The 13,526-nt window shown below is 75.0% G+C and carries 2 protein-coding genes; both read right to left on the reverse strand.

Going from position 1 to position 13,526, the window contains the following annotated elements; genetic code table 11:
* Positions 1–37: 37 nt before the first annotated feature.
* A complete protein-coding gene (locus AC0682_RS09860; protein WP_478532024.1) occupies positions 38–229 on the reverse strand; it encodes a thiazolylpeptide-type bacteriocin in 192 nt (63 codons plus the stop codon).
* Between the two features lie 338 nt (positions 230–567).
* The gene (locus AC0682_RS09865; protein ID WP_478532025.1) at positions 568–13,095 is read right to left on the reverse strand and encodes an amino acid adenylation domain-containing protein; all 12,528 of its coding nucleotides are present in this window, start codon (positions 13,093–13,095) and stop codon (positions 568–570) included.
* Between the last annotated feature and the right edge of the window lie 431 nt (positions 13,096–13,526).

A 13,526-nucleotide genomic window follows, 5' to 3' on the forward strand; every position in this document is an offset into this window, starting at 1 on the left:
GACCGACGGCGCCGCGGAAGCCCTCACAGCTCCTGCGTCACGCGGTGTCGAGCGGCAGCGGCGGCTGGACGCTGCACCCGCTGCAGCCCTGACAGGACGTCGAGGAGGAGGACGACAGCGAATAGGTGGACTCGCCTATTCCGGCCGTGTCGCGCATCGCGGTGACGGTGATCTCGCCGAGATCCAGCGTGCTGAGATCGAAGGTGGTGGACATCTCGGGACGTGACATGTGTGCTCCGGGAGTCGTGGGCGGGACCGGTGCTTCGGTGCACCGGTTCGGCAGCGTAGATCGCGCCACGACCCCTGGAGCAGCGCCTTAACCGGCCAAGGCGACGGTAAGGGAGCGTCCAAAAAAGTGCGGTGACCGGCTGATGGCGATGCGGAGGCCGGGACCCGCCCGATCCCCCCGCATTTGCTCCCGGGAAGATCCGGAGGTCGGGATGTGCGACTCCGTCGCCTTTCGCTCCGGAGACGGTCGACCGGAAAGTGAATCGCTCCTCCCGGAGTCCGTCCGTCCGGAAGATTTCCGACCGGACGGAGGGGACGGAGGGCACGGAGAGACAATTCTTACGTTTCGCTCCCGAAACGCCGGTCCGGGCGGCGCTGGTGGTCTGGGCGCTCCGGTCGGCCCCGATGGTTCGGGATCTGCCGGGCCATGTCCCTGTCGATGGTGCGGATGAGCAGGTGGAGCGGCGCTGCCCGCGTTCCGGTGGCTTCCGCCGCCGCCCAGTAGGCGCGGCCGGTGGCCGCGCCGACCGGGCCCCGGACCAGCGGGAGGTCCGTCGTTCCGGAGGCGTGGATCAGGGACTCCAGCCGGCAGGACGCGATGGTGTCCGGGATCGAGGGCTGCGCGAGATAGCCGGCCACGGCGGCGGCCGGCAGCCCCTCGGCCACCTGCCGTTCGACGGTCCCGACGCTCAGCAGTCCGCCCCCGACGACCAGGACGTCCTTCGCCCGGTCCATCCGGCTGACGGCCCGCCCCGTGTCGAAGCAGTGCGGGAACGAGTCGTCGACCACCGTCGTCCCGGGTTCGAGCCGGTCCACGTCGAGCAGCGTTCCGCCGCCGCTGACCGCCGCGACGATGAGGTGCGCCCCGTACACGGCATCGGGAAGCCCCCCGTCCGATTCGAGGACGTCGACGGCGTCGGCGAGATGGCGTGCGCGAAGCCGTTCGGCGAACTCGTCGAGGCGTGGACCGCTCCCCGGTGCGTCGCAGAGCAGCAGCCGGGCGGGCGGGGCCGGGGCACGGCCGAGGAGCAGCTCCAGGGAGGAGGAGCCGATGGAACCGAGCCCTACGAACGCCACGGTGAGGGTGCTCAACTCCTGCCCGGTGGCTTCGAGGGCGGCGTGGACGGTCTTCACGACGGAGACCACGGTCGCCGCATGGCCGGTGGTGACGGCCGGGGCGCCCCCGCCCGCACCGATGGCGCGCACGACGTCGAATCCGTATCCGGTGAGCGAGGGGATCATCCCGGCGAGCGAGACGGACCGGGCGCCGAAGGAGGCGGCGAGGTCCACCCCGCGTGCGGTGTGCCCGAGCAGCGTGTCGCCAGGCGCCAGTTCGTCCGCGAAGAGCGGGACGCAGACGAAGCCCGACCGCCCCAGCGGCGTGCCCAGCGTCTCCAGGAGCCGGGGGCCCCCGTCGGGGAAGAGCAGGGCGCGCACCTGCTCGCGCGGCAGGTCCGCCTGCGGCAGCCGTGCCAGCCGCGCGAGGTGGGCCGGGGACGGCAGGTAGCCGATCAGCGCCGCGTCCATGCGTGGCTTCGGCCCGGACCCGACCGGGTCGGGACCGGCGATCACCCTCGGTGCGACCGGGCTCCCCCCATGCCGCTGTTCCGGCACCGGCGGCACGGCCACCGCGCGCGCCAGCCCGTCCCGGATCCTGCGGCCGAACACGGCCAGGCCGTCCGGGGTGAACGCCGCCGCCGACGCGCGGACGGTGAGCCGCAGCCGCCCTGCGTCCAACCCCGCCGCCAGGAACACGTCCGTACCGACCGGAGGCGGTGTGTACCCGCTTCCGCTCTCGCCGCCGCTGTCGTCACGGTGTACCGCCAGGGTGCGCCCGCTCTTCGGCCCGAGGGCGGAGAAGTCCAGGAAGGTGAAGAAGAACTGGGAGGCCAGGGGCAGCCCGGTGGGCAGCGACGGCACGGGACCGTCATGGACCTGCGCCGCCACGGACTCCGCGACGATACGCCGGAGATCTCCGGTGAAGTCCGCGTGGTCGAACGGCCCTCCGGCGCCCGGATGGACCGGCCGCAGGGGTACGGCGGTGGCGTACGGCCCGAACACCCGGTGCGCGTCGGCCAGCGTGTGGTCCCGGCCGCTCAGGGCCAGACCCAGCACCAGGTCCGCCCGCCCGGTCTCCGCCACGAGCGCCCGGTAGTACGCGGTGAGCACGGGAGCGTAGAGGGTGGCGCCCACCTGGGAGGCCAGGTCGCGCAGCTTCTCCACGTGGTCGGCCTCGATCGTCAACGAGTGGGTGAGAAAAGGCGCTTGACGACGCTCCCCGCCCTCGCCGTCACCGAGCACCGGCGGATCGTAGGGCGCGCTCAGCCGCGCCCACCGGCCCTCGTCCCGCGCCGGAGCCGGAGCCGGAGCCGAGGGGGGAGCCGACGTGACGGCAGCTGTGCCGGAGCCCCGGCCGGCGCGGCGGGCGGCGTGGTCGCGGAAGGTGCCGCGCAGAGGGGCCAGGGCCGGTTCCTCGCCACTGGACAGCGCGTCGTACACGGTCGTCAGCTCCCGTATCAGGAGCGCCGCGCTGTAGCCGTCACCGATGATGTGGTGCGCGTGTACCACGAGGACGTGGTCGTCGGGGGCCACCGTGAGCACCCGCAGGCGCAGGAGCGGCCACGCCCAGGGCTCGAAGCGGCGCTCCCGCTCGGCGGCGACCCTGTCCTCCACCTGGTGCGGGGCCGTGAGGGTCTCGAAGTCGACGGGCAGCCGCAGCGACGGCGGCAGCTCCTGCTGGACGGCCGGGCGCGCCCCGGCGGGGAAGACCGTACGCAGCATGGGATGCCGCACGACGAGGGCGTCCACCGAAGCCTGGAAACGGGCGGTGTCGAGCGGGCCGCGCAGGCGCAGCCGCGTGAGCCAGGACGACGTCGAACCCGGCGCCAGGGCGTCGGCCAGCAGGAAGCCCCGCTGCGTGGGGGTGAGCGGGAAAGGCGTGGGCCCCTCCCCGCCGGTCTCCTGGACCGCGGGAATCGGAGCATCCGACGGAGCGGCCGTGTCCACGGCGGTGGCCAGGGCGGCGAGGGTCCGGTGACGGTAGATCACCGTCGGCCGGGGGAGCGGACCGCCCTGTTTCTCCAGCCGGGCGAACACCTCCAGCACGAGCAGGGAGTCGCCGCCCAGGGCGAAGAAGTCGTCCTCACGGCAGACGTCGTCGGCCTGGAGCAGTGCGGACCAGATGCGCGCCAGCCGGACTTCGGTGGGCGTCGAGGGCGGCGTACGGAGGACATCCCCGGCCCGCACCGGCGCGTTCGCACCTTCCGCGCCGTCCGTCCGATCCTCAGCGACCGCCCCCGCTCCCGACCCCGTCCCCAGGGCGAGCAGCTGACGCCGGTCGATCTTCCCGTTGTCCGTGAGCGGCATGCTGCCGACCGGGACGATGCGGGACGGCACCATGTACGGCGGCAGCGTCGCCGCGAGATGGACCCGCAGCGCCGCCGGGTCCACGCCCGATGCGCCCGTCCTCGGCGTCACGAACGCGACGAGGCGGCCGTCCCGGAGCAGGACCACGGCCTGGGCGACGTCCCGGTGCGCCTGGAGCACGGCTGCGATCTCGCCCGGCTCGACCCGGTTGCCGCGGACCTTCACCTGGTCGTCGAGGCGCCCGAGGAAGTCCAGGGTGCCGTCCTCGCGCGCCCGCACGCGGTCGCCGCTGCGATACCAGCGCCGCCCTCGCCGGGTGGTGAAGGCGGCCTCGGTCAGAGCCGGTTCACCGAGGTAGCCGGGCGTCAACCCGACCCCGGAGATCAGGAGTTCACCGGCCTCGCCGGGCTGACGCTCCTCCCCGTCGGGGCCGACGACCGCCACCTCCGTACCCGCCACGGGACGGCCGATGGGCAGTTGCGTCACCTCATCGGCGGGCCGGGAGCGGATGATGTGGCAGGTCGTGTTGATGGTCGCTTCCGTCGGCCCGTACAGGTTGGCGATGCGCTGGCCGTCGCCGAAGAGATCGAACCAGCGGCGTACGTGGGCGGGCGGCAGGGCCTCGCCGCCGACGTGGATCCAGCGGAGGGCCGAGAGACCGGGCCGCGGCCCTCCGCGCCGTACCCGCTCCTCCGAGGCGGTCAGGAGCTGCTCCCAGAGAGTCGGCACGGAGCTCCACACGGTGATCCGGGCGCGTTCGACGTGGGTGAGCAGGAGATCGGGATCGCGCAGGAGGTCCCGGCCCACCGTCACCACGGTCGCCCCGACGAGCAGCGGGGCCAGGAGCTGGCGCACGGAGGCGTCGAAGCAGAGCGAAGCCGTCTGGGCGAGGCGGTCGTGCTCGTCGTAGCCGAAGGTGCGGACGGCCCAGGAGAGGTAGTTCTCCATCGAACGGTAGGTGATGGGTACGGCCTTGGGGCGCCCGGTGGACCCGGAGGTGAAGATCACATAGGCGGGGGCGTCCCTGTCGACGGGACCCTCCGGCACGCTCCCGTGTTCCCGCGGTGCGGGCTCCGGCAGGTCGACGGGGACCAGGGTGACGTCACCGAGGGCCTCGGCAGCCGCACGGGTCGCGGCGTGGCAGAGCACCGTACGGGCGTTTGAACGGCGGAGCTGGTCCGCGAGGCGCGCGGTCGGATGGCCGGCGTCCAGTGGCACCCAGCCGGCGCCCGCGCGCAGGACGGCGACGACCGAGACGACGGCGTCGGCCCCGGGCTCGGTGAGCAGCCCGACCAGGCTCCCCGGGGCGACGCCGTGGGCCACCAGCCGGGCGGCGAGCGCAGAGGAGGCGCGGTCGAGTTCGGCGTACGTGAGGGTGGAGCCGGTGACCTGCCCGACCTGGGGGTCGCCGTCGCCACTCTGCCCGGCGCCCGTGTCGACGGCGATCGCGTCCGGAGCGGCCCGGAACCGGGCGAGCAGCCGCTCCACGATCGTGGCGGACCCGGCTGCCGGGTGCGCGGCCTCGGCCCTGCCCGGGGCGGTCGGTCCGTCCGCCCCGCCGAGGGCGGCCAGCTCCTCGTGGAAGTCGCGGTCCAGGCGGGCCACCGTCGCCGGGTCGAAGAGGTGGACGGGGAAGTTCCACGAGAAGCGCAGGACCGTGTCGTCCTGCCAGCAGAGCAGGCTGAGCCGGGTCGCGGGCGTCCCGGTCCCGGCGGCGGTCGGCCGCACTGTCACCGGGCACCGCGCGTCGAGCGCGGCCGGGAAGTGGGCGAAGCTGAACCCGGCCGGGCTCACCGTCCTCGGCCCGCCGACGGCCGGGCCGGCGGCCCCCGGCCCGGCCGCGGCCGGGCGCCCCGGCACCAGCAGCCGGGCCAGGTCGAGGCTGGTGGGCGTCGCACGCCGCTCGCTCTCCAGCCAGAGCCGCCCGATCCGCTCGGCCAGCTCCCACACCGACTCGTCCGGATCGCTCTCGCACAGCAGCGGGAGAGTGTCGGCCAGCGGCCCCACCAGCCGGTCCACCCCCGGCAGCCGGGCCTCGCGCCGGGCACGGGCGACGTTCACCGCGATCTCGCGCTGCCCGCCGCTCCACCGGCCCAGACACCGCACATGGACGGCGAGCAGCAGCTGGAACAGGCTCACCCCGTGCGAGGCCGCCCGCTCCCTGAGCGCCGCCGTCGACGGCGCGTCGAGGGCGCTGAGATGGGTGGCCAGAGGGGCGGCCGGGAGGGCCCCCGGATCACCGTCGTACGGCAGCCGCAGCGCCTCGCCCCGGCGGGCCAGCCGCCCGGACCAGTAGCGGAGGTCGGCCGCGAGGGCTTCGGCACCGGCCGCGGAGGACCGCTCCGTGGCGGCAGCGGCGGAGTACCGCGCGAAGTCGGTGGAGAGGGCGGGCAGTTCGGAAGGAGCCTCCTGCCCCCGAGCGAGGGCGCTGTAGAGGGACCAGAGCTCCCCGGAGAGGACGTTGAGGCTGTAGCCGTCACCGGCCGCATGGTGGATCACCAGCACAAGGTGGGCCAGGTCCGGGGCTTCGAGGGCGAGGACCGCGCGTACGGGGGGCTCCGCGGAGAGGTCGAACGGCCGGTTGCGCAGGGCGTTCTCCAGCTCCTCGACGGGACCGGGCCGCTCGCGCACCTCGTACCAGTCGGAGAGGGGGGTGGCGGGCGCGACGTACTGCCGGGGCGCCCCGCCGACCCCGTCGCCCGCCCCGCTCTCGACACGGATCCGCAGCATGGAGTGCCGGTCGGCGAGCGCGGTGAGGGCGCGGCCGAGGAGTCCGGTGTCCAGAGGGCCCTGGATGGTCTGGCGGACATATCCGTGGGCCGGGATGTCCGGATGGAGCCGCCCGCCGGTGTGCAGGGCCAGCTGGACCGGGGTGAGCGGGAAGGGCACCCCGTCCGCGACCGGGGAAGGGGCCGGGGACGGTACCGGCGCCGGACCGGCGGGGGCGTCGAGATGAGCGGCCAGCTCGCGGACGGTCCGGTACTCGAAGAAGAGCGTGGCGGGCAGGGCGGTGCCCAACTCCCCTTCGAGCTGCCGTACGAGGTCGACGGCGGCCAGGGAGTCCAGGCCGAGGGAGAGGAACGGGGCGTCGTCGGGGATCTCGGCGGGCGGCAGCCGCAACGCCGCGCCCAGGAGCCGGCGCAGCAACGCTGCGGTACCCGCACCCGTACGCGCAGAGCCGTCGGCGGCCGGCTCGGTCACCCCGCCCGGGGCCGAAGACCGCCGTCGTGCTTCCGGTACGGACTCGGGTGCCGCCCCCGCCCCGGGCAGCGGCGCTCCGGCTCGGGCGACGGCGTCCGAGCGCTCCGTACGCACCGGACGGGCGGGCACGGACGACAACTCCGGACCGGTGGACGACGGCAGGGCCGGATCCGCACGCGAACACGACGGCTCCAGATCGGCCAGCACCACCTGCGCCGCGTCGACCCCGCACGCCGTACGGAGCGCCGCCAGCGCGGCAGCGGTGCTCACCGGCCAGCCGCCAGCCCGCTGCAGGACGGTGGCGCCGGGCCCGGAACCGGTGCCGAGCGCCGCGGCCATGCCCGTCCCCGCGAACGCGGCGAGGTTCACGGACTGCCAGGGCCTGCCCGCCCGCCGCTCCGAGGCCGCGAACGCGTCGAGGAAGGCGTTGGCACCGGCGTACTCGGCCAGGCCGCCCGCCAGACCGGGCAGCAGCGCGGAGACGGACGAGAACGCGACACAGACCATCGGATCGAGCCTGTGCCGCCGCAGGGCCGCCGAGAGCAGCACGGCGCCCCTCGTCTTCGCGGCCAGGGTGTCGGCGGTCTCCGCCGCGCGCCGGTTCCGCAGCGTGCCGGGCCGCACCACCCCCGCCGCGTGGAAGAGGCCGTCCAGACGGGGGAGCCGGCCGATGAGCGCGTCGACGTCCCGCTCCACCGAGACATCGGCCACGCGGTAGTGGACGGTGGCGCCCAGCGCCCGGAGTTCCCCGACGAGGCCTGCCGGAGGCTGTGGTGAGCGCCCGGCGAGTACGAGGGTGGGCCGGCCCTGTCCGGCCAGCTCCCGGGCGAGCGCGCCCCCGATCCCCCCGCCGCCCCCGGTGATGAGGAAGGTCCCGTCGGACGGCAACGGGGACACGTCGGCCCCCTGGGCTGCCAGGGGCACGATGCGGCGGGTGAGCCTGCGGCCGGAGCGCCAGGCGACCGCGGTGGCCTCGCCCGCAGCGCCGTCGTCGTCCGCCCGGAGTTCGGCGAGCACGGCCGCCAGCCGCTGGGCGGGGGTGTCGAGCGAGCAGAGGTCGACCCCGACGGCCGAACGGCCCGGTGTCTCCACCGGCAGGGCCAGCAGCGCCCCGCCCAGCACCGCATGGGCGGGCCGCGGCCGCTCGGGCGCGACTCCCGTGGTGTGGACGTCCTGCGTCAGTACCACCATCCGGCGCGCCCGCGTCGCGTGGAGCCCGTCGAGCGCCACGTCGAAGGCGGCCAGCGCCATCTCCTGTGCCCGGCCGACCGCATCGGCGCCTTCCTCAGCACCGGGGGCGGACCCGGCCACCAGGACCACGGCGTCCGGCGGCTCCTCGCCCCCGGTATGCAACGGGATCCCCTCGGCCGCCAGTCGGCGTCCCAGCAGGCCGACGGCCACGGCATCGGGCCCGGTCAGCAGCACGGACCGGACCGCCGCCGAGGCCTTCGGCGGCGCGGAGTCCTCCCACCGCACCCGGTGCAGCAGCGCTCTCACCGGAGGATCGGCCCAGTACCGGTCGCGCCGGAAGGGGTAGGTGGGCAGCGCGACCCGCTGGTGGCCCGCGTCGAGCGCGGTGCGGTCCAACGGCACACCCCGCGACCACAGCCGCCCGACGGTCTCCAGCAGCGCGCGCCGCCCGCCGCCGCGTGCCGTACGGTCGCCGAAACCGCCGGGCAGGGCGGGAAGCACCAGCACGTCGCCGCGCGCCACGTCCTCGTCCGCCCCCGCCGCACGACGTACCACCGAGTCCGCCGCCACCGCGGTGCCCACCGCCCCCACCGCCGCGCGGGCCGCGCCGGACAGGGTCGGCCCGTGCCCGACCTCGACGAACGTGTCGTACCCCTCCCGGGCCAGGCGCCCCACGGCCGCCCCGAACAGCACCGGCCGCAGGGCGTGGTCGCGCAGGTACTCCGGGCCGAGACGGGGCTGCCACTCGGCGGTGACCGTGCTCATCAGCGGGACGGACGGCTCCCGCAGGGTGAGCGCACGCGCCGCGTCGGCGAGCCGCTCCGCCACCGGGAGCATGAGCGGCGAGTGGAAGGCCCGGGAGACGCGCAGGCGACGTACGGGAATGCCCTGGCCGCCGAGATGACGGGCGGCGCGCTCGACGGCGGAGACGGAACCGGAGAGAACCTGAAGCCCCGGACCGTTGTACGCCGCGACGGCAAGGCCCTCGCCGACCCCCGCCCCGGGCCCGTCCCCCTCCCCACCTCCGGCGCCCCCACCGGTCATCAGGGCCGCGACGGCCTCCTCGCCCCCACGCACGGCGAGCATGGCCCCGGCCCCGGTGAACGCCTCCATGAGACGGCCGCGTTCGGCGGCGAACCCCACGGCGTCCCGCAGGGTCAGCACCCCGCCCACACAGGCCGCGGCGATCTCCCCGACACTGTGCCCGGCGACCGCGTCGGGCTCCACGCCCCACTCCCGCAGCTGGCGGGCGAGCGCGATCCCGGAGGCGACGAGCAACGGCTGCGCCACCTCGGTGAGTGCCTGGTCGGCGGGGTCGACATCCGGGTCCAGGGCCCACTCCACCAGGGCCCGCCCCCGCACCGGTCCCAGGAGGGCGGACGCCTCGTCGAGGGTGTCGCGGAACAGGGGGGCCGTACGGTACAGCGCCCGGTCCCGACCGGGGAACTGCGCACCCTGCCCGGGAAGCAGGAAGACGACCCGGGGCCGCGAACGGGCGACAACACCGCCGCGCGGGGCGGCCGCGGAGAGCCGGGCGCGGAGGTCACCCTCCGCGACGACGGCGAGCCGGTGGGGGCCGTGGTCCCGCGCGGTGCTCGCGGTCAGGCACACATCCCCCTCGCCCAGCTCCGGATGCGCGTCCAGATGAGCGGCCAACCGGCACGCCGCCGCCCGCAGCCCGTCCGCGCTGCGGGCCGACAGGGTCAGCAGACGTGCGTCCCCGCCCGAGCCGCTCGCGTACCCGAGACCAGAGTACGGGAGACCGGAGTGCGGGAGCTTCGCGTCCGCGGCGTTCGCGTACGGAACCTGCGCGCGCGGGGCCTCCGTCTCCGGGACCTGGAGCGGAGCCTCCTCCAGCACGGCATGGGCGTTGGTGCCGCCGAAACCGAACGCGTTGACGCCCGCCACGAGCGGTTCGGAGGAGGTCCACTCCCGGGCCTCGGTCACCACGGAGAACCCGGCGGGCGCGAGCCCCGGCGCGGGGAAGGCGTGATGCAGCGACGGGGGAAGCCTGCGGTGGCCGAGCGCCAGCACGACCTTCACCAGGGACGGCAGAGCGGCAGCGTTGAGGAGATGCCCGATGTTCGTCTTGACCGAACCGAGCAGCCGTGGCTCCCCGTCCGGCCGCAGGGGAAACGCGTGGGCGAGCGACCGCAACTCGATCGGATCACCCACGGCCGTACCCGTCCCATGCGCCTCCACATAGGTGACCGAGGCGGGATCGACCCCGGCCGCCGCGTACGCCCGGCCGATGACCTCGCGCTGGCGCAGCGGGTTGGGCGCCATGAGGCTCATCGAGCGGCCGTCGTTGTTGACGGCCGTGCCCCGGACGACCGCGAGCACACGATCGCCCCCGGCCCGCGCGGTGTCCAACCGCGTCAGGACGATCGCCGCACCCCCTTCGCCCGGCACGAACCCGTCGGCGTCTCCGCTGAAGGCGCGGCTGCGCCCGGTCGGGGAGAGGGCCTGGGCGTCCTCCAGCAGACGGTGACCGGTCGACGTCAAGTGCAGGTTGACCCCGCCGACCACGGCGAGATCGCACTCGCCCTCCAACAGACTGCGCCGCGCCAGGTGGAGGGCGACCAGCCCCGACGAGCAGGCCGTGTCGACGGCGAGCGCGGGCCCGTCGAGATCGAGGCACTGCGAGACCCGGGCGGCGATGAGACTCGGCAGATTCCCGGTGAGCGCGCCGGGCAGAGGCGACCCGTCGGCGCAGGCACGGTCCAGCACCTCCCGGTAGCCGCTCTCCCCGACGGCCGCGAAGACCCCGACCCGCCGGCCGCACCGGCGGGGGCCCGCGTATCCGGCACGTTCGAGGGCCTCATGGGCGAGCTCGAGGAAGATCCGCGCCTGCGGATCGAGCGCGCGGGCCTCGTCCTCGCCGATACCGAAGTAACCCGCGTCGAACGCGGCGGGATCGTCGAGCAGAGCGCCCCACCGCGCCCGGTGCCCTGCCGACGACTCGTCCCCGGAGCCGCCCCAACGCCCTTCCGGTACGGGGGCGACGGCGTCGCGCCCCTCGACGAGCAGCTCCCAGAAGGCGTCGGGCGTATCGGCACCGGGAAACCGGCAGGCCATCCCGATGACAGCCGCGGAGGCCGCCCCGGCATCTCGGTCCCGGGAGACGACGGCGGCGCCGGAGGCGGAGTCGGCCGCGAGCGCGGACACGGCCCGGACCGGCCCGGCATCCGGAACCGGCAGGGGCGCCGGAAGATGCCCCGCGAGCGCGGCGACGGTGTCGTGGTCACGGATCACCGCGGGGGGCAGGGTCAGCCCGAACGCGTCCTCCAGAGCCACGAGCACCTCCATGGCCTTGAGCGACGTCCCCCCGAGGCTTCCGAACGGCTCATGGAGTCCGATCGACCCGGCGGACCGACCCAGCACCCTCGCCCACACCTCCCGTACGACCTGTTCGGCCTCGCCACGCGACCGGGGGGCCTCGGCCCGGGCGGGAGCGTGCACTCCCGCACCACCGGAAGGCGCACCGACCACACCCGCCCCCAGGTCACCCGCCTCGAACCGCTCCCGCAGCCGCTGCCGTTGCAGCTTTCCGCTCGTCGTACGGGGAAAGGCCCCCGGCGCCAGGGCCAGCACCCGCACATCGTCGTGGAGGAGCGCCTCGCGCACCCGCGCCGCGACCCGTTCGAGCACCTCCGCCGCCTCCCGCGGCGGCCGGGCCCAGGGCACGAGGACGACCACGCGCTCGCCGCCCGTCACGGGATCGGTCGAGCCGACCACCGCCGGGGCACCCGGAGGCAGCCCGGGGGTCGCCGCCGCGACCGACTCCAGGTCAGGGGCGTGGAAGGTGCGGCCGTTGAGGAACAGCACGTCTTTGTGGCGCCCCGTGACACACAGCCGCCCCTCCCGCAGGAACCCGAGGTCTCCGGTGCGCAGCCACCCACCGGAGAAGACCTCGGCGCTCGCACCCGGCAGCCCGTGGTAGCCGCGGGCCAGCTGAGGGCCGCGCACCAGGATGTGCCCGACCCGCCGGTCGCCCAGCTCCGCGCCCCCGTCGTCGACGATCCGTACGGCGCACCCCGCCACCGGGATCCCCACGTCCATCAGCTCCAGGGCCCCCGCCCCCGCCACGGTGTCCACGGCCAGGCCCCGGCCCAGCGCCGCCCGGTCCAGGACCAGCGGCTCCGCTACCTCCCCCGGCGGCGGGAAGGTCACGGCCAGCGTCGCCTCCGCCAGCCCGTAGACCGGCTGGGCCGCCGCCGGATCAAGGCCCGCCGGGCGCATCCTGCGCGCGAACTCCCGCCACACCGCGGGCGCGATCGGCTCCGCCCCCACCAGCATCAGCCGCACGCTCGACAGGTCCAGCCGCCCGACGACCGCCTCGGGCACTCGCCGGACGGCCAGCGCGAGGGCGAAGTTGGCCGCCGAGAGCACGGTGGCCCGGTGCCGGTCCGCCATCTCGAACCAGAGCCGGGGCCGCTTGGCGAACGTCAGCGGCCCGATCTTCACCTGCTTGGCCCGAGCGGCGAGCGGAGCGAGATGGGTCCCGATGAGGCCCATGTCGTGGAAGTACGGCATCCAGCTGACCACGACGTCACCGGAGCCGAGCCCCGACGCTGCCCGTATCTGCTCCAGATTGGCCAGCACCGCACGGTGGGTCACCTCCACCCCCTTGGGCGCACCGGTGCTCCCCGAGGAGAACTGCACAAACGCGACCTCGTCCGGTCCCGCGACGGCGGCCTTACGCAGCACCGGCCCCCGGCGCAGCGCATCGAGGCGGAGAGACCGTGCGTCACCGGGCAGGTTGGCCCCCACCGACTCGCTCGCCGCATCCACGACGACGGGCGGCCGGCCCAGGTGCTCCCAGATCGGCAGAACGCGCCGGGCGTCGGGAGCCAGCGGAACGGGGACGAGACCCGCGGCGAGCGCGCCCCAGAACATCGGCTGGAAGTCCTCGCTGCGATCGGCCAGCAGGGGCACATGGGCCCCCGGCGCGATGCCGGCCTCCCTCAGCCCCCCGGCCACGCGCATCGCGTCGTCCAGGAGTTCACGGAAGGTGACGGCCAACTCGTCGCCGTCACCGCGGACATGGACGACGACCTGCCCGGGAGCCCTCCGGACCGCGCCCAGCAGTACATCCAGCAGTGTCATGTCGGCGTCGTCCACTGGCCCGTCGGTCCGTTCTCCACACGCGCGGATACGCACGCACTGGTCGTCGCTCCGGCCGGTCGCCGGTCCCTGGTGATGATCCTAGAATCGCCCCGAACGGCCGAGGATCAACCGGCGGGAGGAGACCGCGTGCACCCTGAGACCGACCCCGTCACGGCGAGGGCGGCGGGACCATGCGGCCCCGGCTCACCGCGGAGGCGGAGCAGGCGCAAGAAGGGAAGCGGCGGCGGCAAGGGCGGCAGAGGAGGCGGTCGGGCGTGCCGTGTTGGTTCAGCGATCAGACCGCTGACCGTGAGGCCGTCGGGGGGGGGGGGGGGGGGGGGGGAGGGGGGGGGGGGGGAGGGGGGGGGGGGGAAAAAAAAAGCAGCGCGGCCTCGCCAACCGAAAAGAAAAAAAAAGGGAACGAGCGATGC

This window comes from Streptomyces sp. NPDC043746 (assembly GCF_056436485.1).